This is a genomic window from Actinoplanes sp. NPDC051861, from assembly GCF_040681145.1.
GTDB lineage: Bacteria > Actinomycetota > Actinomycetes > Mycobacteriales > Micromonosporaceae > Actinoplanes.
In genome coordinates this window covers 268,153-289,026 of record NZ_JBFAYE010000012.1, presented here as the reverse complement: position 1 = coordinate 289,026, position 20,874 = coordinate 268,153, and the positions used below count along the sequence as shown (strand labels likewise).

The 20,874-nt window shown below is 71.7% G+C and carries 14 protein-coding genes; 7 read left to right on the top strand and 7 right to left on the bottom strand.

Annotation, left to right across the window (positions count from 1 at the left end; translation table 11 throughout):
• Positions 1-293: 293 nt before the first annotated feature.
• The 4 genes from AB0M02_RS28760 to AB0M02_RS28745 form a co-directional block, all read right to left on the bottom strand.
• The gene (locus tag AB0M02_RS28760) at positions 294-1,805 is read right to left on the bottom strand and encodes an RICIN domain-containing protein (RefSeq protein WP_364232228.1); all 1,512 of its coding nucleotides are present in this window, start codon (positions 1,803-1,805) and stop codon (positions 294-296) included.
• Positions 1,806-2,023: 218 nt separating this feature from the next.
• Entirely contained in the window at positions 2,024-4,357 is a 2,334-nt protein-coding gene (locus AB0M02_RS28755) for a diguanylate cyclase (protein ID WP_364232225.1), read from the bottom strand.
• A complete protein-coding gene (locus tag AB0M02_RS28750; RefSeq protein WP_364232222.1) occupies positions 4,357-5,529 on the bottom strand; it encodes an FIST N-terminal domain-containing protein in 1,173 nt (390 codons plus the stop codon). The genes AB0M02_RS28755 and AB0M02_RS28750 overlap by 1 nt, the downstream gene beginning before the upstream one ends.
• 58 nt (positions 5,530-5,587) lie before the next feature.
• Positions 5,588-7,102 carry an alpha/beta hydrolase gene (locus AB0M02_RS28745; protein WP_364232219.1) on the bottom strand — a complete coding sequence of 505 codons (1,515 nt, stop codon included), beginning with the start codon at positions 7,100-7,102 and terminating at the stop codon, positions 5,588-5,590.
• 169 nt (positions 7,103-7,271) lie between these two features.
• Here AB0M02_RS28745 and AB0M02_RS28740 point away from each other — a divergent pair, with 169 nt between their 5' ends.
• The 6 genes from AB0M02_RS28740 (at position 7,272) to AB0M02_RS28715 (ending at position 14,141) form a co-directional block, all read left to right on the top strand.
• A complete protein-coding gene (locus AB0M02_RS28740) occupies positions 7,272-9,902 on the top strand; it encodes an ATP-binding protein (RefSeq protein WP_364232217.1) in 2,631 nt (876 codons plus the stop codon).
• A 43-nt stretch (positions 9,903-9,945) separates the two neighbouring features.
• Positions 9,946-11,949: an alpha-1,4-glucan--maltose-1-phosphate maltosyltransferase gene (locus AB0M02_RS28735; RefSeq protein ID WP_364232214.1), complete on the top strand. Its 2,004-nt coding sequence runs from the start codon at positions 9,946-9,948 to the stop codon at positions 11,947-11,949.
• A 114-nt stretch (positions 11,950-12,063) separates the two neighbouring features.
• Entirely contained in the window at positions 12,064-12,345 is a 282-nt protein-coding gene (locus AB0M02_RS28730) for a hypothetical protein (RefSeq protein WP_364232212.1), read from the top strand.
• A gap of 93 nt (positions 12,346-12,438) precedes the next feature.
• On the top strand, positions 12,439-13,125 hold the full coding sequence (locus AB0M02_RS28725; protein ID WP_364232209.1) for a CBS domain-containing protein: 687 nt from the start codon (positions 12,439-12,441) through the stop codon (positions 13,123-13,125).
• A 46-nt stretch (positions 13,126-13,171) separates the two neighbouring features.
• A complete protein-coding gene (locus AB0M02_RS28720) occupies positions 13,172-13,528 on the top strand; it encodes a nitroreductase/quinone reductase family protein (protein WP_364232207.1) in 357 nt (118 codons plus the stop codon).
• 19 nt (positions 13,529-13,547) lie between these two features.
• The gene (locus tag AB0M02_RS28715; protein ID WP_364232204.1) at positions 13,548-14,141 is read left to right on the top strand and encodes a YdeI/OmpD-associated family protein; all 594 of its coding nucleotides are present in this window, start codon (positions 13,548-13,550) and stop codon (positions 14,139-14,141) included.
• A gap of 3 nt (positions 14,142-14,144) precedes the next feature.
• Here AB0M02_RS28715 and AB0M02_RS28710 read toward each other — a convergent pair whose 3' ends face one another.
• Entirely contained in the window at positions 14,145-15,146 is a 1,002-nt protein-coding gene (locus AB0M02_RS28710) for an NAD(P)H-dependent glycerol-3-phosphate dehydrogenase (RefSeq protein ID WP_364232201.1), read from the bottom strand.
• A 74-nt stretch (positions 15,147-15,220) separates the two neighbouring features.
• Between AB0M02_RS28710 and AB0M02_RS28705 the strand changes: the two genes are divergently transcribed.
• On the top strand, positions 15,221-15,883 hold the full coding sequence (locus AB0M02_RS28705) for an MmpS family transport accessory protein (RefSeq protein ID WP_364232198.1): 663 nt from the start codon (positions 15,221-15,223) through the stop codon (positions 15,881-15,883).
• Here AB0M02_RS28705 and AB0M02_RS28700 read toward each other — a convergent pair.
• Positions 15,857-16,834, bottom strand: a complete 978-nt coding sequence (locus AB0M02_RS28700; protein ID WP_364232195.1) for an SEC-C domain-containing protein — start codon at positions 16,832-16,834, stop codon at positions 15,857-15,859. The genes AB0M02_RS28705 and AB0M02_RS28700 overlap by 27 nt on opposite strands.
• A 114-nt stretch (positions 16,835-16,948) precedes the next feature.
• Positions 16,949-20,452, bottom strand: a complete 3,504-nt coding sequence (locus AB0M02_RS28695) for a hypothetical protein (RefSeq protein WP_364232192.1) — start codon at positions 20,450-20,452, stop codon at positions 16,949-16,951.
• Positions 20,453-20,874: the final 422 nt, after the last annotated feature.

Here is a 20,874-nt window from a genome sequence, read left to right as displayed (position 1 = left end):
TTGGTCGACTGCTGTCTTACCGGGAGCCTCGTCCTATGTCGACTCCCGGGCTCTGCCCCTGCCGTGACCTGCACCGTCACGATGAAAAAGGCTCAGTGTTAAGAGATACATTGATGTCAATGTTATTTGTGACATGCGGCCGGCGAGAGTTGCATCCGGCATCACCGTGGCGGGGGCCGCCCGCGGCGGGCCCTGCCCGACCGCGGGCCGAAGATTCGCCGCAGTCCCGTGCGACGTGCCCGTGGCCGGCGGGCACGGGCACGATCGTCGAGGTTCCACGGGAACTGATGGTCTCAGACGGCTGTGCGTGACCACTGCTGGTTGGTGCCCGTGTTGCACGGGTACTGCTTCAGGATCACACCGTCCGCCGTCGCGGCGGCGGGTACGTCCACGCACTTGCCGCTGTGGCGGGCGCGGAGTTGGAAGTAGCTGCCGCTGGTGACCATCTGGAACTGCTGGTTGGTGCCGCTGCCACACGTGTACTGGACGAGTTCGGCTCCGTCGGCGGTCGATGCGCCCACGACGTCGAGGCATTTGCCGCTGTGCCGGCTGACGATGCGCCAGTAGCCGCTGCCGGCGTCCTGGAACTGCCATTGCTGCCACGCGTTGCCGTTGTACGTGTACTGGCCGACACGCGCGCTGTTCTCGGTGTTCGGCGCCTGCACGTCCATGGCCTTGCCGCTGTGGCGCACGTTGATCCGATAAGAGGTTCCGGTCGGCGGGGGAGTCGTGGGGCCGCTGATGGTGTCACCCCAGGCGTAGCGGATCCGGTCGGCGCCGGACGTGTTGCGGACGGTCAGGTTGAGATTGGTGCCGCTGCCACTGAGAGAGAACATCGAGTACGCGTCGTAGCCGGCGCTGCCGACCTTTCCGCCGATGGCCGGCCAGTAGGTGCCGCCCATCTGGTTGTCCCGCATGACCTGTGCCATCGCGCGGATGTGCCGTACGAAATTGTTGGTGCTGTTGGCGTCGGCGTAGTCGAGCCCGTTGTCCATGGTCGCGCCGAACTCGGTGGCGACGGCGCGGGAGGCGCAGTTGCCGAGGCGGGTCTGGATGTGAGTACGGAACGCGTCGTATGTCATCGCGCTGTAGAAGAACGCGTAGTGGTGGAAGGACAGCAGCGTCGAGTTGAAGCGGCTGTCGTTGCAGACGTCGCGCAGATCCTGGCTGTAACCGGTGCCGCCGATGAGGACGCGGCCGGGCACCGCTGAGTAGTGGTAGGTGAGCCAGTTGGCGGCGACGTCACGCCACTCGGCCGAGCTGTAGCCGTGGGGCTCGTTCATCGGCTCGAAGTAGACGTTGGCGTTGGAACCGTAGGTGCTGGTCACCGTGGACCACATGGTGTTCCATGCGGCGAGGTTGGTGATCCGGCCGCCCGAGGCGGCGCCGTCCTCCCAGTACGCCAGGATGACTTTGAAGCCGCGGGCGGTGGCGGCGTCGATGGCGCCCCGGTAGGCGTTCCACCACGTCGTACCCACCGTGTGGGTGTTGATCGGCAGCCGGACGGTGTTGACGCCCATGGTGGCGGCCATGTCGTCGTAGACGGCGTTGGCCTTGGCCTGCACCGTCGCGTTGCTGTCCGACGAGGTCAGGCCGTGCAGCACGAGCGGGCTGGTGCTGAAGTTGTCGCCGAGCACCGCCCAGTTCATGCCCCGGAACTGACGGGTGGCAGCGGCGGCCGGTGACGAGGCGACGACGATGCTTCCCAACGCGGTCAGCGCGGTGACAAGGGCGATCGTCAGTAGTCGTACAGATCGGGGGCGTCGCGGCGGGACTGTGGCGCGGTGCTGGTGGGTCTCGAGCATCGGTTCCTCCTGGGGGACTGTGCGACGCGACGGACCGGCGGGGCCTGGCTGGGGATGCCGGGCTGCGAACTGCCGTGACCTTGCTCAGGGAACGCAGCTTCCGAGGCTTGCATCGATGCATCTCGCTGTTCGGAAAAGTGTGAAGGTTAACATTTGTGGTGTCAAGGTTTCGGAAATGTTGCGTTGTGCGCGACGCCGATCGGCGCCAGGGCTCCGGATCACGGGATGGGCAGCGAGCCCCTGAGCAGTGAGCCGCGGCGGAGCAAAGCGGTCGCGTCGTCTGCCGGCAGCGGGCGGGAGAAGAGAAGGCCCTGCACTCCCGCCGCGCGCAGCGTCGTCGCGAACTCGGTGACGTCCTGACGGATGGCGCCGTGCTCGGTGATCTCCAGCCAGACGTCCGACGGGTCGGCGCCGGCGGAGGTGATGATGTCGAGGGTGCGCTGAGCCGCGTCCGGCTGCTGCAGCTGTACGGGGGAGAGGCTGACGCTGATCCGCAGACGCCGGCGGCCGGGCAGCCGTTGCCACTCGGTCAGTTGCCGGCACGCCTCGCCGAGCACCCACTCGCCGATCCCGGTGATCGCGCCGGTCTCCTCGGCGAGCGGGATGAACTCGTCCGGAGGCACCGGACCGCGGCGTGGATGATGCCAGCGGCACAGCGCCTCGAAGCCCTCGATGTGACCGTCGGCGAGCGCGACGATCGGCTGGAAGTGGACCGCCAGCTCGCCCCGGGCGACGGCGCGGGTCACGTCGGAGCGCAGTTCGTGCTGGTCCAGGCTGCGGTAGGAGGCGTCCTCGTCGAAGACCTCGACGCGGCCCCGGCCGGCGTTCTTGGCCGCGTACATGGCGGCGTCGGCGTCGCGCAGCATGGCGCCGGGCAGCGACACGCCGCGGATGCCCAGCACGCCGCCCACGCTGACGCCGATCCGCACCCATTCGCCGTGCAGCCAGAACGGTGCCTCCAGCGCACGGACCACCCGGTTGCCGACGTCGGTGACCGCGTCCAGGTCGTTGACGCCGTCGAGGAGGATCACGAACTCGTCCCCGCCGAAACGGGCCAGCAGGTCCTTGGCGCGTACGCAGCCTCGCAGCCGGTCGGTCACCTCCCGCAGCAGCGCGTCACCGGCCTCGTGGCCCAGCCGGTCGTTGACCTGCTTGAACCTGTCCAGGTCGCAGAAGAGCAGGCCGACCTGGTCGGTGTCGTCGCGGCCGAGCGCCGCCTCCAGCCGCTCCGTGGTGAGTGCCCGGTTGGCCACGCCGGTCAGCGGGTCGTGGGTGGCCCGGTGGCGCAGTTCGGCCTCGAGCCGGCGCCGGTCGTCGATGACCCGTGAGGAGAGCACGAGCATGCCGTCCTCCGGTACCGGGCGCAGCGCGCTCTCCACCCAGACCCAGGTTCCGCCACCGGCACGCAGCCGGTACTCGACCTTGGGAGCGGCGGCCGGGTCGGCGAGTGCGCCGGACAGCGCGGCCCGATCAGCGGTGTGCACGAGGTCGGTCACCAGCGCCCCCAGCAGCGCGTCCGGTGCCAGCGCCAGCTCGCGGTCGTGCGACGGTGAGGTGTAGGTGAGCCGCCCGTTCGCGTCGACCACCGCGATCAGGTCGCTGATCGAGTCGGTGATCAGCCGCAGTGAGTTCTCACTGCGGCCGAGGGCCACGTACAGCTCGGCGTTGGTCATCGCCGAGCTGACGTAGTTGGCGAAGACGGCCGTGGACTCGACCGCGTCCGCGCGGAACGGCCGGTGGTCCGTCCGCAGGGCGTGCAGAACGGCGACCGGCGCGCCGTCGCGCATCACGGGCACGGCCAGGGCCGAACCGTCCCAGCCGGCCAGTTCGCCGGCGGCCGGGCCGGTCGTCGCATGCAGGGTGGTGACGCCGTCGTCGACACGCGTCACGGCGGCGTGGTCGGCGTCGACCAGCACGGGCAGGATGCGGAGGATCTCCTCGTACAGCGAGGGCAGGTCGAGGCGGCTCGACAGGCGGTGACCGAGGGTGGCGAGGGTCTCGGCAGCGGCGCTGCGCTTGCGGGACTCGACCGCGACCCGCAGCCGGGCGGCCACCGAGTCGAGCACCGGCAGCTCGGCCGGCGGGAAACCGTCCGGCCCGATCCGGTACATCACCAGCAGCTCGTCCGCGGCGCCGGCCTCGCCGACCGGCACCCAGACCGCACACGCCGGCGCCAGGTCCACCAGCGAGGGCGGGACGTCGGCGGCGAGGTCCAGGTCGTCACGGGACCGGGCCACCGCCCGGCCGGTGGTCACGGCCCGTAGCGCGCCGCCGGCCAACGGCCAGCCGACGGTGTACGCCGGGTCGTCCTCCGGGATACCGCAGGAGGTCGACACGGTCAGCCGGTCGCCGGTCACCTGAACCATCGCCGTCACGTCCGCCGCGTAGATCTGCGACAGAACGGTCAGCGTCTCCTCGACCAGCTCGGCCGGCGAGGACGGCCGGCCGAGAACGGTGAGGATCCGGATCAGGCGAGAGGTGTGCCGGTACGCGTCACCGGCGGCGGCCACCGCCGCCGCCAGCTTCTCCCGGAGTTGGTCGACCTCGGTCATTACAGTGCGAGCGCGGCGATGGTGGCGTTGTGGTAGCCGGCCACGCCGGTGGTGCGAGCGAACTCCCCGTACGTGTAGAAGCCGAACGTGGCGACGTCGCCGGCCGCCTTGTGCAGCCGGGCGGGCTCCTCGGGGGCCCGGTCGTCCAGGATGTCGATGCGCCCGATGCAGCTGAACATCAGCATCACGGCGGGCGCCGGCACGTCGCGCAGGGCGTCCTCGACGACCTGGTCGCTCACGTCCAGCAGTTCGTCCTGGCTGGCCGAGACGATCTGCACGGCGCAGTACTCCGGCAGTGGCGTGAAGGTGCGCAGCTTGCCGTCCTCGCCCTCGACGACGGCGCGGACCAGCTGGGTGCCGTCCGGTTCGATCAGGCCCAGCGCGTGGGAACCCTTCGAGGCGTCCCAGGCGGCGCCGAGATACTGGCGGCGCGCCCGCTTGTCCTTCTCCACGACCTCGTTGAACACCTCGATCGCCGCCCGCCCGTCGATCTCGTCGACGATCAGGCCGTCGACCGAGGTGACCATCATGGGCAGGTCCTGTGAGCGCCAGCCGTGCGCGGCCACGACGCGCAGCGGCCGGTCGGAGCCGATGCAGACGGCCACCGCCGCGTTGCGCAGGACGTCACCGCCGTGCAGGACGGAGGAACCCGTGAAGGTCCGGTCGTCCCCGGCGGCGCCGCCGAGCACCGGCACCCGGGCGCCGGTGACGCGGTAGATGCCGTTCAGCAGCTGCTGCATGTCGCCGGTCACGCCGTCGGCGAGCACCAGCAACGCGCTGTGCGGCGAGGGTTCACCCGCGGCTTCGACGGCGTTGCGGGCCAGGTCGCGGCCGGCGGCGAGCGCGTCGGCGCCCATGCCGGTGACGGCTGCGGTGCCGAACCGGTAGTGACCGGCGCCCAGCACCATGACGCTCACCGAGGTGCCCGGTGGCAGGTATTCGCCGTCGGTGAACTGGCCGGAGGTGCTGGCACCGACCAGCGGGGTGTCGCCGGTGATCCCGCGTACGCCGGCGAGCAGTTCGCTCAGGTCGTACCGGATCGAGGCGTAGACGATGACCAGACCGGGCGAGGCGCCGTCCAGTGCGGCGAGGGCGGCGCCGGCCGCCTGCGCTCCGGCTGCGGCGGCGTCGTCGAGGCTGCTGGTTCCGGATCCCACGGGTAGCTTGTTCACGGCGGAGATGATCGGCAGCGCGCCCGCCTGGTTGAGCCTCGGGGAGAACTCGCCGTTGTCAGCAGTCGCAGCCGGTTCCTCCGGTGATCAGGTGCCAGGCGGCCCGGGCCTCGGCGCCGTAGCGGTGGCCGTAACCCGCCGGGACGTCCTGCGCCTTGAGCATGTCGGCGGACAACTGCCAGAACGTGACGATCGGCCACCAGCGCACCGACGGCAGCACCGCGTCGCCGCGTCGCTCGCGGAGCCAGTCCGGCTGTCTCAGCATCAGGCGCGGCGACCACCAGACGACCGGATCGGTGGCGTGCTGGAGGAACAGCACGCGCGGGTGCGGCGACGGGCCCGCCGCGGAGACCAGGTCGGCCGATCCGGTGGCGAAGCGGATGGCGGATCGGCCGGGCAGCGCCGGCCGTACCTCCGTCGTCGCCCGGCTGCGGCCCGCCACCAGGCTGTTCCGCAGTGGACTGCTGCTCGGCGTCCCGCTGATGAGCGCGCCGTCCACCCTGTCGAGCAGGCTCCGCGCCGAGTCGAACGGTGCCTGCGCGGCGAGCGCGCCGAGGCTGTGCCCGTAGATAAGGAGCTTCGGCCGGCCCGCGGCGGGAAGCGCCGACCAGGTGCGGCGGACCTCGTCGAGCAGATCGGTGGCGGCGTCCTCGGCGCGCTCGGGCTCGGTCGCCAGGGCGAGCCAGCTGGGCAGCGCCGCGTACTGGACAGCGGCGATCGCGGTGTCGCCGTCGAACTCGTCCTCCAGCGCCGCCACGGTGGGCTCGTCGACCCAGCCGCTTCCGGTCGGCACGACGAGGCAGAGCACCTTGCGGGAGAAGGCGCCGGTGCGCGTGAGTTCCGCGACGGCGAGCCGGGCCCGGGCCCCGGTCGTCGGTGCGGACCCCAGTCCGGCGTAGACGCGGATCGGCGATGTGGTGTGGCGGACGGTCAGCGCGCCGGTGACGAAGGCCCGGCCCTGGCGGCCGAGCGAGGACCACGGCACGAGCGAACCCGGGCTGCCGGCCCGCGTCGTGCCGGACGGTGCCGCCAGGTCCGTGACCCGGCCGTCCAGCGCCGTCGAGAGGGCACCGAGCGGACCTGACGCCGACATCGAGCCGCCGGCCAGCAGCGACAGCGCCACGAGGGTGGCCGCGGCGCGGTGGCGGTGTTCGCGGTGACCGAGAACCGCCCCGCCACGGCGCATCAGCGCGGCGGCCCCGAGCAGGCCGGCGAACAGGGCGCCGGCCACGAGCAGGGCCGCCGGCCAGGTCGCGCCCGACGGTCCCGCGACGCCCATGATGCGGCAGATCTCCTGTTGCCACCGCCAGCCCTGGTACGCGGCCAGCGACGTCGCCGGCACCGCCAGCAGCGCGAACGTGAACCAGGCCCGGCGCCCGGCGTGCCACCGTCGCATCACGGCGCGGGGCAGGCAGCCGAGCGCGTACCCGGTCGCCGCGCAGACGCCGCCGACGACGCCCTGCAGGATCCAGCCGCGGGGGAGCAGCGACGGGGTGAACGACAGGCACAGCAGGGCGGTCGCGAACGTGGAACCGATCAGGTCGAGTCGCAGTGTCTGCCGGACGTCAGCCATCGTCGCTCCTCCGGTTGTCGGTCCGGAGAGTCTCGCGACGTCAAGGGGGTGCGGGCGTCACCCTCGGGAGCCAGATGACGCGTAGCTCCACGGGACTACGGCGCAACCGGGGTACCAGGGACGAGCGCTTGGCGCTCAGCTTCCGGACAGAGCTGACGATGAATTGAACGTGGCACTGTCGAGCCGCGTACGATCCGCAGCAGGCCTGGCTGCCGCCGTGGCCGTCGTCAGCGGGATTCTCGCCGGCGTGACGTTCACGGCGCTGCGCGACGCCGGGCGTGCTGACGCCGAGCGCCAGCTGCAGCGGCAGAGCAGGCACGTGGCCGAGGGCGTACGCGGCGAGGTCAGCCGTTACCTCACCGCCCTCACCGTCGCGGCCGCTGCCGCCGGCACCCACGACACCCTGACCAACGCGAAGTTCCAGCAGCTCAGTGAGCCGGCGGCGGCGCTGCGGCTGTCCGGGGCGACCTCGATGTCGTACCTGCTTCCGGTCGCCGACGCTCAGATCGCCGAAACTCAGGCGCTGTGGCGTTCCCGCGGCGTCGATGACCTGCAGTTCCACCCCGCCGGAACCGGGCAGCACGTCTTCTCGGTGATGGTGCGCTCCCTCGACGGGGTGACGGTTCCCCGTACCGGTATCGACGCCTCCGAGTCGCCGCCGCTGATGACCATGCTGCGCACCGCACGCAGCACGGGACGGGTGGCGGTCTCGCAGCCGTACCGGCTCCTGGTGGACCGCGCCCTGCCGCCGGCTCAACGGCGACTGGCGTTCACGCTCGCCGTACCCGTCTACGGCCTGCCCTGGGCCGGTGAGCGTGAGTTCCGCGGCTGGATGGCCATGAGCCTGCGCGCACCGGACTTCCTCGGCGACGTCCTGCCCCGGATCAGCGACGGCGTGCTGAACGTCGCGCTGTACGCCGCGGCCGGCGATCAAGCGCCGCTGGTGGCGGTGCACGCGCCCGCGGGCGCCGGCGACCTGAGCCGGGCCGAGTCGGTGATGGTGGGGGATCAGGTGTGGCAGCTGCGGATCGAGGCACGCAGCCGGTCCATGGTCGGCTCCGTCGCGTTGCCCGTCGTCGTCGCCGTCGCGGTCCTGGCGCTCGGCTGCATGCTGGCCGCCCTGGCGTATGTGCTGGCCACCGGGCACGCCCGCGCCCGCCGGAAGGTCGCCGAGGCGACGGCCGGTCTGGCGGCGGCCGAGACCAGCGCCAGGGAGCAGGCCACCCTGCTGAGCACGATCCTCGACGCGATGGGCGACGGTGTCGGGGTGGTCGACGAGCACGGCGACTTCCTGCTGCACAACAGCGCCGCCAAGGCCATGCTCGGCGTCAGCGAGGACCGCAACGGCGCGGACCGCTGGCAGGAGCACTACGGCATCTTCCTGCCCGACGGCAGCGGCCCGTACCCGACCGCGGACCTGCCGCTGGTCCGGGCCCTCGCCGGTGAGCGGATGGACATGGTCGACCTGCTCATCCGCAACGCCCACAACCCGGACGGGCTCACCATCAGCGTCACCGCGCGGCCGCTGCGGCTGCGCGGCGGGAGACCGGCCGCGGTCGCGGTGTTCCACGACGTCACCGCCAGCCGCGCCGCCACCGCCGCCATCAAGGCCGGGCGTGACGAACTCGCGGCGCAGAAGGACTACCTCACCCAGGTGCTCGACGCGCTGCAGAACACCGTCATCACCTGTGACACCGCCGGTGTGCTGGTGCACACGAACGCCGCCGGCGGTGCGCGGGTCGGCGACGGCGACCTCGTTGGCCGGCACATCGCCGAGATCAGTGCCGGCCTCGTCGCCACCGATCTCCACGGCCACACCATCGCGGCGTGCGACATGCCGGTGCCGCGCGTCCTGCGCGGCGAGGGGCCGGTACGTCAGGAAGCCTTCATCCAGTACGCCAACGGCAGCAGCCGTGCCGTCATGCTGCACGCCCGCCCCCTGCGTGACAGCTCGGGGGCGGTCATCGGGGTGGTCGGTTCGTCGTACGACATCACCGCCCTGCGCGAACGGGAGGCCGATCTCGCCGCGTTCGCCGGTGTGGCCGCACACGACCTCAAGGCGCCGCTGAGCATCGTGGCCGGCTACGCCGATCTGCTCGACACGGCGCTGGCCGAGGGCGACTCCCTGGAGTCGCTGCGCCCGACCCTGCCCAAGATCCAGGCCGGCATCCGGCGCATGCAGCAGCTCATCGACGACCTGCTCGCGTACGCGACCGCCCGTGACGCGCGGATCACGGTGCAGGAGGTCGACCTGCAGGGCGTCGTCGCCGACATCATCACCGAGCGCACCGCACACCTGCGTGCCGCGAACGACCGCGGCGCTCCCGTGCTGTTCCCGGACATCTACGTCGGCCCGCTGCCGGTCGTCTCGGCCGACGCCGGCATGATGCGGCAGCTGTTCGACAACCTCATCGGCAACGCCCTGAAGTACACCCTGCCCGGCCAGCCGGCCCGCCTCGACATCGCCGCACACCTCGACGACCCGGCCACCGTCACCGTCACCATCGCCGACCGCGGAATCGGCATACCGGGCGAGGAGCAGCCGTACGTCTTCGACCAGTTCCACCGCGTCGCCGCGCACACCAAGGCGTACGCCGGAACCGGGCTCGGCCTGGCCATCTGCAAACGCGTCGTCGAGCGCCACCGTGGCACCATCCAGGCCACGGACAACCCCGGCGGCGGCACCCGGATCGTGATCACCCTGCCCGCCGCCCCGTCCCCGTCCCCGCACCCGCCGCCGGAGGACGGCACCGGGCCGCGCGGCGCACCGCAGCCTGGTCGGCTGACCGGCCGGCGATGAACAATGGGCCGATGACCGAACACCGCGTGAGCAGGTCCGGCTGATGGCGACGGGTTCGATCGGGCGGATCGCCGTGCTCGGCGCCGGCCCGGTCGTCGAGCACGGGGCGTGGCCGGTGAAGTCGGTGATCGGTGAGTCGTTCGAGGTCACCGCGACGGTGTTCGCCGAGGGCCACGACGCGGTCCGGGCCACCGTGGTGCTCACCGATCCCGGCGGGCGGGCGCACAGCGTCGCGATGACCCGGGTCAACGCCGGGCTCGACGCCTGGGCGGCGACGGTCAGCGGTGCCCGGACGGGGCTGTGGTCCTACCGGGTCGAGGGGTGGTCCGACCCGTACGGGACCTGGTCGCACGACGCCGTCGTGAAGGTCGGCGCGGGCGTCGACGTGGAGTTGATGCTCGAGGAGGGTGCCCGGCTGCTCGAACGCGCCGTCGCCGGGGTCGCCCGGAGCCGGGATCAGGCCGCCGTCCTGACGGACGCGATCGCCGGGCTGCGCGACGCGGGGCAGCCGCCGGAGGGCAGGCTGAGCGCCGGGGTGTCGTCGGAGGTGCGCGCCGAGCTCGACGCCCGGCCGCTGCGCGACCACGTGACGCCGTCACGGGAGTTCCCCTGGCGGGTGGAGCGGGAACGGGCCCTCTACGGCGCGTGGTACGAGTTCTTCCCGCGCTCCGAGGGCGCCCGCCTCGACGAGGGCACCGGCGAGTGGACCAGCGGCACCCTGCGGACCGCCGCGAGACGCCTGGACGCGGTCGCCGCCATGGGCTTCGACATCGTCTATCTCACCCCGATCCACCCGATCGGCGCGGTCAACCGCAAGGGCCGCAACAACTCGCTGGGCGCCGGGCCGTCGGACCCGGGTTCCCCGTACGCGATCGGCTCCGCCGACGGCGGCCACGACAGCATCCACCCCGACCTGGGTACGTTCACCGACTTCGGCGCCTTCGTCACCCGCGCGCACGAGCTGGGGCTGGAGGTCGCGCTCGACCTCGCCCTGAACTGCGCGCCCGACCATCCGTGGGCGGCGAGTCATCCGGAGTGGTTCACGATCCGGGCGGACGGCTCGATCGCGTACGCCGAGAACCCGCCCAAGAAATACCAGGACATCTACCCGCTGAACTTCGACAACGACCCGGAGGGCCTGTACGCCGAGATCCTCCGGGTCGTCCGGGTGTGGCTGGACCACGGGGTCACGATCTTCCGCGTGGACAACCCGCACACCAAGCCGCTCTGGCTGTGGGAACGGCTCATCGCCGACGTCGCCACGACCCACCCGGACGTGATCTGGCTGGCCGAGGCGTTCACCCGCCCGCCCATGATGCACACGCTCGCCAAGATCGGCTTCCAGCAGTCGTACACCTACTTCACGTGGCGCAACACCAGGGCCGAGCTCCAGGAGTACTGCGCCGAGCTCGCCGGGCCGGCCGCGGCATACATGCGGCCGAACTTCTGGCCGACCACCCACGACATTCTCACGCCGGCGATGCAGCACGGCGGGCCGCAGACGTGGAAGACGCGCGCGGTCCTGGCCGCCACGCTGTCGCCCAGCTACGGCATCTACGCCGGGTACGAGCTGGTGGAACGGGTTGCCCGTCCCGGAGCGGAAGAGCAGATCGACAACGAGAAGTACGAGTTCAGGGACCGGCGCTGGGCGGAGCGTGAGGCCGAGGGCACCACGCTCACCGCGTACCTCACTCTGATCAACGAAATCCGTCGCGCCCATCCGGCCCTGCACCGGCTGCGCAACCTGCGTTTCCACCACGCCGACGACGAGCACGTCCTGGTGTTCTCCAAGGCCCGCCGGCTCTACGACCGCGACGACGTCATCATCGTGGTGGCCAACGTGGAGCCCGAACACACCCGCGACACCTGGATCCACCTGACGATGGCCGAACTCGGACTGGAGCCGCGCGACCACTTCATCGCGCACGACCTGATCACCGGCGAACACTGGAACTGGTCGGAGCACAACTTCGTCCGCCTGGGCCCGGCCACCGAGCCGGTCCACGTCATCCACGTCCTCACCGAGGGCCTCGCGAGCTCGCGCTGACCGTCCGCCCGGGACCGCGGCAGAGGCGAACGGCCGCCGGTCCGGCCCGCCTCCGCGGGACCTTGGTCCCTGCCGATCTCGGCGATCGCGATCGAGGATGGAGGGGGCGGATCGATGGAGGTGGGTGCGGTGGTCTTCCTGATCGTCCTCGCGACGGGCCTGCTCATCGCCCTCGGCTTGTTCGTCCGGCCGAGATTCGAGGGCCCGGCGCCGGCCGAGGTTCGGATCAGGGAAACCGAGCCGACGACGCTCGAGGGCGCGCTCGTCGCCCAACTCCTCAGCAGCAAGATCAACCGCGTTCAGTACCACACCGCGCTGGCATCCCTCGCCGCCCGCGACGACGAACGCAACCCGATGTCGGTGCCCGGCGAGGACCGCCCTGACGCCTGCGCCTGATCTGTACACCACGACTCAGGGCCCTGGCGGCCGGGCCGCTCGGCCCTGTGGGGCGTCTCCTGCCGGCCCTAACGTGGGAGTGGAGGAACTGAGATGAAGATCTGGCATGTCGAAGATGTGATGACGGCTGACGTCGTCTCGGCGCGGCCGGACACGCCGTACCGTGACCTGGTCGCCCTGCTGGCGGACCGGCGGATCAACGCGGTGCCGGTGGCCGGCGACGACCGTCGCGTCATCGGAGTGGTGTCCTCGTCGGACCTGCTCCGCAAAATCGAGTACTCGGGCGCTGCCCGGCCGCGCTGGTTCGAACGGCGGCGGCGGGCACTGCGGCGCAAGGCGGACGGCCGTACCGCCGCGGAGTTGATGACGGCACCCGCGATCATCGTGCTCACCACGACGACCGTCCGCAACGCGGCCCGCCGGATGGACGAGTGCGGCGTCAAGCAGCTGCCGGTCGAGGACGATCTGGGCCGGCTGGCCGGCATCGTGACCCGCGGCGACCTGCTCAAGGAACACCTGCGCCCGGACGAGGAGATCGGCGCCGACGCCCGTGCCGCCGTGCACGACGTGCTTCTCGCCGAGAACTTCTCCGCCGTCACCACCGAGGTGCGCCGCGGCGCCGTGACCCTGACCGGACGGGTCGAGCGGTGGTCCACCGCGGCCCTTGCTGTACGGCACGTGCGAATGGTGCCCGGGGTGGTGGAGGTCGTCGATCGGATGAGTTTCGATTACGACGACCACAGGGTGGCCGACCCGGTGCCGGCCGTCTTCGTGGCATGACTGACCCGCTTGACCTCAAGCGGGCTTGAGGTCGCAGCATGGCCGCATGACGGTGACGGACGAGGCGCGGCGGGCGCTGGAGCGGCAGCAGACGGTGGAGATCACCACGACCGGGCGGCGGAGCGGGCGCCCGCGCCGGATCGAGACGTGGCGGTATCTGGCGGACGGCCGTTACTGGCTGACCGGCAGTCCGGGCTCGCGCGACTGGTACGCCAACGTGCTCGCGCATCCCGAGTTCACTCTGCACCTGACCGATCGGGATCTTCGCGTACGCGGCCGCGCCGTGACCGACCCCGACGAGCGCGCGCGGGTGTTCGGCGCGATCGTGCCCGGCCTGAGCTGGGCCGGGAGCCTGGAGAGCTGGATCGCCGGCAGCCCGCTGGTGGAGATCGAGCTCGGCTGACGACCGGATAACCTGCCTTATGCCGAGTGCTGAGCTGGACGAGCTGATCGTGCCCGACGCGGGGGCCCTGCGGGCGTGGCTGTCGGATCACCACGGGACGTCACCGGGGGTGTGGCTCGCCCTCGCCCGCAAGGGCGGCACCGTCACCACGCTGACCTGGCAGCAGGCGGTCGACGAGGCGCTCTGCTTCGGCTGGATCGACGGGCAGGCGCGCAAGGGCGATCCGGAGATCTCGTGGATCCGGTTCACGCCGCGCCGCTCGCGCAGCTCGTGGTCGCAGCGCAATGTCGCCAACGTGGCCCGGTTGCAGGAGCTGGGCCGGATGACGCCGGCGGGCCAGGCCGCGGTCGAGGCCGCCCGGGCGGACGGCCGCTGGGCCGCGGCTTACGCGCCGCCGTCGGAGGCCGAGGTCCCGGCCGACCTGCTGGCCGCGATCGCCGGCGACCCGGCCGCCCAGGCCATGTTCGACCTGCTCACCAAGGCCAACCGGTTCGCCCTGATCTACCGTCTCAACGCCGTCAAGCGGGCCGAGACACGGCAGCGGAAGATCGGCGAGTTCGTCGCGATGCTGGCCCGCCACGAGACTTTCTACCCGCAGAAGGCCAAACCCTAGGACCTAGCCGGGATCGGACTCGTGGCCGGCCGGGTGGGAGCGCAGCAACCCGTCGTACGCCCGCTCGGCGGTGATGTCGCCGGTGACGACACGGTGGATCGTGCGGGTGATCGGCATGGGCAGCCCGTGCCGGTCCGCCAGCTGAACCGCGGCGTGCACGGTCTTGACGCCCTCGGCCACCTGCCCCATCTCGGCGAGGATGTCGTCCAGGCCGCGCCCGCGGCCGAGCTGCTCGCCGACGTGCCGGTTGCGGCTGTGCGGGCTGATGCACGTGGCCACCAGGTCACCCATCCCGGCCAGCCCGGCGAGGGTGTTCGGCTCGCCGCCCATGGCGACCGCCAGCGTGGTCAGCTCGGCCAGCCCGCGGGAGATCACCCCGGCCCGGGTGTTGTCACCGACGCCGAGGCCCTGGGCGATCCCGGTGGCGATCGCGACGACGTTCTTCAGGGCGCCGCCGACCTCGCAGCCGATCACGTCGTGGTTGGTGTAGACCCGCAGCAGGCCACGCCGGAACACCCGCTGGATCTCGGTGGCGACGGTGAGGTCCTCGGTCGCGATCACGGTGGCCGCCGCCATCCCCGCCATGATCTCCTTGGCCAGGTTGGGGCCGGTGAGCGAGGCCGCCGGGTGTCCCGGCAACACCTCCTTGATCACCTCGGTCATCCGCAGCAGCGAGTCACGTTCGAGGCCCTTGCTGAGGCTGACCACGGGAATCCACGGGTGCAGGTCCGGCCGGACGCTCTCCAGCGTGGCCCGGAACGCTCCGGTCGGCACACCGACGACGAGCAACTCCGCGTGGGCCGCGGCCTCGGCGAGGTCCGAGGTGGCGCGGAGCCGCCCCGGGAGGGGGAAGCCGGCGAGGTAGCGGTCGTTGCTGTGCTTGGCGTTGATCTCGTCGGCCGTGGCCGGGCTGCGTGCCCAGATCAGCGACTCGTGGTCCCGGCGTGTGAGAACCGACGCGACCGTGGTGCCCCACGAGCCCGCGCCCAGCACGGTGATCCGCATGATTACCCTTTCGCCGGTGCCAGTCGAGAATACGGGTTGAGGACGCGTTGCGTATGGCCCGTAACCTCGGCGGTGTGACCAGTCTCGATGGAGGCGACCCCGATCCGGTCCGCGGCAGGCCGCCCGAGGACCCCTGGCTGACCGAGGCACACACCTCGGTCGTCGGCGACGCCACGTCAATGCGCGGGTTCAGCGAGGTGCCGCCGGACGACCCGGCGCCGTACAACCCCGCGCCGTACAACCCGGCGCCCGTTCCCGACGACCGTCCGCGCCGGCACCGCGCGGGGCCGCTGCTGATCGCCGCCCACATCGCCGGTGTCCTGGCCATCGTCGCGCTGCTGGCGATCAACGCGTTCGAGCCGGGCGAGGACAGCGACTCCCGTGGCGCGGATCCGTCGGCGGGGACGGCCGCCGCGCCGGCCACGTCAGTCGTGCCGGCGGTGGTCCGCGACGTGGAGGTCGTCTACGAGGTGACGGCCAGCGGCGAGGACAACACGGGCAGCGTGAGCTACCTCGACGAGGACGGCGACATCATCCGCCGCAACGGGATCCCGTTGCCGTGGCGCACCACGTTCCGGGCGGGCGAGGAGCGACGGCCGCTCGTGCTCATCGCCCAGCGCAAGGACGGCGGCGACGCCGGCCCGGTGACGTGCACGATCACCGTGGCCGGCAAGGTGCTCGCGACCACCACCGCCGACGGAAGGTACGCCTCACCGCAGTGCAGCGGCTCCGGCTGACCGGGAGCGCGGCAGGCAGCACTTCTTGTACTTGTTCCCGGAGCCGCACCAGCACGCCGCGTTCCGCTCCGGCGGCCAGGTGATCCGGGCCGGGCCGGTGGCCAGCTGACTCGCATAGCCGGCTCGGGTGGCGGGGACGGCCGGATCACCGAATCCGCTCAGGCCCGCCACCGTGCCGGACAGCAGGGTCCCGCCGCCGCGCCGGACCAGGTCGCGTTCCAGGCGCGCCCGGTGCTCGTCCCAGTCTTCGCCGTACGCCTCGGACAGGCCGGGCCACTTGTCGAGCAGGGTCGCGAACTCGGACTGCGACCAGAAGACCAGGTCGCCGGTGGCCGCACCGGTGGCGGCGCCGGCCAGCTCGGTTTCCAGGCGGTCGGCGAGGTTGTCGTGCGAGTCGTGCGGAAGGCCGAGCACGTGGCGCACCCGGTGCCGCTGCTGCAGCAGGAAGAAGAGCACCCCCGCGTCGTCCACGCCGGTGGGCTCGGCACGCCCGGCCAGCCCGTCGCGCACCGCCTCGGTCAGCCACTGCTCGGCGATCCGGTCACGGCCGCCCGCGGCGAGGGCGGCGCTGATGTACGACGCCGCGTCCGGATAGCGCGTGAGCAGCGGCCGCAGCGGCTCCAGATCGGCGAGCGCCTCGTCGTCGCGCCCGGTCCGGAACAGGATGCGGGACCGCAGCGCGCGGACGGCCCCGCCGCGGCTGTCGTCGCGCTTGGCGTAGGTGTCGAAGGCGCGCTCGACGTATCGCAGAGCGGCCTCGAGCTTTCCCCGGCTCTCGGCGATCTCGGCGGCGAGGGCCAGGGCATATCCCGCGTCGTCCGGGTCGGCCAGCCGCCCGGTGTCGGCGGCGTCGGCGAGATCGGCAGCGACACCGAGCGGGTCGGCCGCGCCGAGGGCCGACTGCCGGATTTCGTCGAGGTCCGCACTGGTGAGGTTCACTCTCGAAGGCACGCCGCCACGCTACTGCGCTTTCCGGTGCCACCGCTGTTGATCTGGGTCTCACCAGACGAAGGACCGGGCCCGCCGGATGGCAGGCCCGGTCCTCGCGGAGGAGCGGGTGAGGTGTCAGGCCGGGTTGACGGTGAAGGCCACCGTGGCGCTCTGCCCGGCCAGCCCGGCACCGCTGACCGCGGTCACCTTCACGGTCGACGGGGTGGACTTCGCCGCGGTCACCGTGACCGGCACCGAGAGCGTGGACCCGTCGACGGTCGCGACGAGCTTGCCGTTGACCTCGACCCGGTAACCGCTGATGCCGGACCGGCCGGCCCCCGGAGCCACCCAGCTGACGGTGAACGCCGTGCCGGCGGTGCCCTTGGCGGCCGGGCTGGTGATGACCGGCGCCGTCAGCTTGACCGAGTCGACCAGCACGGTTCCCGCGGCCGCGTCCGTGGTCAGCCCGGCCAGGTTGACCGCCTGCACGGCGACCTGCCAGGAGCCGTCCTCGGGAACCGTCACCGAGCCCGAGGTCGCGGTCGCCGGAGCGGCGAACTTGACCGTCTTGGTCCCGTTGGTCGCGACGACCGTGTAGCCCTTGATGCCCGAGTCGGCGTCGGCACCCGGTGCCCACGACACCTTGATGGCCCGGGCCGACTGGACGGCGGGCAGCGCCGCCGGCTGGGCGGCGTCCGGAGCGGTCGTGTCGAACCAGAGGGCACCGGCCGACGCGGCCTTGCTGCTGTTGCCGGCGTTGTCGACGGCCGTGACCGCCCAGGTGTGCTTACCGGCCGGGGTGCTCACGGTCGCCGTCGTCGCGGTCGACGGAACCGTCGTGACCGGCGTTCCGTCGAGGGAGAGGACGTATTCGGCGACACCGGTGGTGCGGTCGGTGGCCGCCTTCCACGTCAGCACGGTCTGGCTGCCGCCGCCGGTCACCTTCACCAGGGAGGCGGCGGCCGGTGCGGTCTGGTCGAAGGTGTAGGCGACGGCCGCGGGCGTGGAGCTGAGCCCGGCGCCGTTGACCGCGGTGACCGTGACGGTCTGCCGTCCGTCCGACGGCCGGTACGAGAAGCTGGTCGTCGCGGCCGGCACCGTCGTCTTCTGGCTGCCCACGGCAACCACGTACGACGACACTCCGGTCTCGGCGTCCTCGGCCGCGTCCCAGGTGACCGTGACCGGGCCGCTGCGGCTGGTGCTGTCCGCGAGCGGGGTCAGGATGACGGGCTGCGACGGGGCGGTCTTGTCGACCAGAGCGGTGTACTCGACGGCCGGGCCGACGTTGCCGGCCGCGTCGACCGAGGTGATCGTCCACGTCTGGCGCCCGCCCGTGGCCGTGACGGCGGCCTCGGGCTTCGTGACGACGACCGGGTCGTCGTCGCCGGACTGCACCCGCCACGACACCGGCGCGCCGGCACCGGGGGCCGCGGCCCAGACCAGCTTCGACCTGTCGGCGGACAGCTTGACGGACGAGGCGGCCGGCGGCGCGAGCGTGTCGACCTTCGCCGAGCCGGTGGCGACCTTCGAGGCCACGCCGGCGAGGTTCTTCGCGACCACGGTCACCGCGTGGGTGCCGTCGGCGGGCACGGTCACCGTCGCCGAGGTGGTGTCGCCGTCGACGGTCGTGGACTTGCCGCCCGCGGTCACGGTGTACGAGGCGATCCCGGAGCCCGGCGCGGAGGCGGCGTTCCAGGTGACCCGCACCTGCCGGCTCTTCTGCCAGGTGCTGCCGTCGGGGGCGGTGATGACCGGCGCGACCGGTGCGCTCGGGTCGATCCACACAGTGGTCTCGGCGGCGGTGCCGACGTTGCCGGCGGCGTCCGACGGGGTGACCGACACCGTGCGCCGCCCGGCCGCGATGCTCACCTTGGCCGAGGTGGCGGCGACCGTGGCGGCGAGTGTGCCGTCGACGCGGACCGCGTACGACCGTGCCGTCCCCTTGTCGGTAGGGGCGGTCCAGGTGACGGTCTTGCCGTCCGCGGCCACCTTCAGGCCGGTGACGGCGTCCGGTGCGGCCGAGTCGCGCAGCACCGTCTTCGGCGTGCTGCTCTTGGTCATGCCGGAGCCGTTGACAGCGACGACCACGACCGAGTTGCTGCCCTCGCTCAGCGGCACCTCCGCGGTCAGCGTGTCACCGTCGGTCTCGGCGGCGACGGTGCCGTTGACCGTCACGCGGTACGCGGAGATCCCGGAGTCGGAGTCGGTGGCCGCTGACCAGGAGATGGCCGGCGCCGCCGAGTTCGTCATGGCGGGCGCCGTCACGATGGCCGGCGCGACGGTCGGGGCGGTGGTGTCCGCGGCGGTCGTGACCTCGATCGTCGCCTTGGTGGCGGTCGCCGCGGTCACCTTCAGCGTCTGCTTGGTGCCCGGGATCTGCCACACCCCGTTGACCGGCAGGTTCGCCGCCGAGAACGTCGCGGCGGTGCTCGCCTGCATGTCGAGCAGCTGCGTGGTCGGCGGGTTCGTCGTGGTCCGCAGGCGAGCCTGCACACCGGCCCAGGAGGGTACGCGTGTGTCGCGGCCGGTCGCCGGGCGGAAGTCGACGAACACCGTGCCGGCCGAGGTCGCGACCTCCAGCCCGGACGTCCCCGAGTGCGCCGACAGCGCCGACAGGTCGATCGTCGTCTTCTGCGACGCGGACACCGTGACCGTCTCCTGCAGGCCCAGGTAGTCCCCGAACGCCGAGTTCAGGTTGCCCGAGGCCGAACCCTGCAGGGCGAAGCCCATGACGTCGGTGGTGTCGTAGTACTGCGCCACCGTGCAGCTGCCCGACAGCGGGACGCGGGCCCCGGACGACGTGCACGTGGCCTTGTTCGCGTGGCCCAGCCCGAGGTTGTGGCCGAACTCGTGGGTGAGCACGTCCTCCCACGGGTACCCGTTGATCCAGATCATCGACCCGTTCACCGATCCCAGGCCGGCCCACGAGCAGCCCGACTGGTACGGGAAGTACACCACCACGTGCTCGGTGACGCTGGACGGCTGGGACATCGAGTGCGCCGCGAGCGCGGCCTGGAAGAGCGCGCTGTAGTTGCACGTGCCCGAGGGTGCCGACACCTGTTTCCAGTCGCGCACGTCCACGCCGATGGCGATGCCGCCGTTCGACTGCTCGGCCCAGTAGCTCTTCGCCTTGTTGGCGAGGGTGGTGAGCGACGCCTGGGTCTCGGAGTCCTTCGCCGACCAGTACACCGGCAGCACGGTCATCGTGTGCGAGCCGATCGCCGCCGCCTGGACCTCGCCCGCCCGGGTGGACGCCGCCGATCCGGCCAGCTCGGCGGCCACGACGGTCGCGCCGCCGGTGCTCGACGCGGCGGCGGTCAGCGCCGCGGACCGGCTGGTGCCGGCCCGTACGCGCAGCTTGACCGCGGCCTTGCGGCCGGACTCGGCGCCGGTCAGCGATCCGGAGGGAACCGGTAGCAGGAGGTTGTCGACCTTCACGAACGCCTGGTGGTGCTCGGTGTGGTGGTCTGCCTCGTCGGGCGGTGGGTCCACCACGACCAACTCGACCGTTCCGGTGACCGACAGGGTCTCGGTGGCCGTGGCCGCGAACGCGGTACCCGGCGCGAGCCAGGCTGCCGCGACTGCTGAGGTAAGGATCGCCCCGCCGAGACCGCGGGTGAACAAGCGACTGGGTGCCATGCGCAGCAACATCGACCGCGCGGGCGGGACCTGTAGGGAAAGTCACGGCTGGCCCGAGGCGACCGTACGGAGCAGATCACCTCCTGTCAATATCGAGCAGCGCTCAGGAAACCCGGGTGCCGGTCGGGCGGCTCGCGGGGGCTTGCTGATCACTTTCCGTCATGGCCGACCGGGTGGCAGCGCGATGCCCGGTACCGTTCCGGAGCTGCTCGATGTGCAATTTCGCCGCTTATACAAATTTGCTACAACACAAATTGTTTGATGACTGCTGGTGAGCGGCGGAACCGGGCAGTATCGACATCATATGTCGGGATTTCCCGGCTCGCTGACCAGCGTTTCGGCAACAAAAGAGTGACCGGTATCACTCGCTAAAATTCGAGGACATTTCCCTTCCTCGATTCGCTGTTACGCTCCCCCTGCTT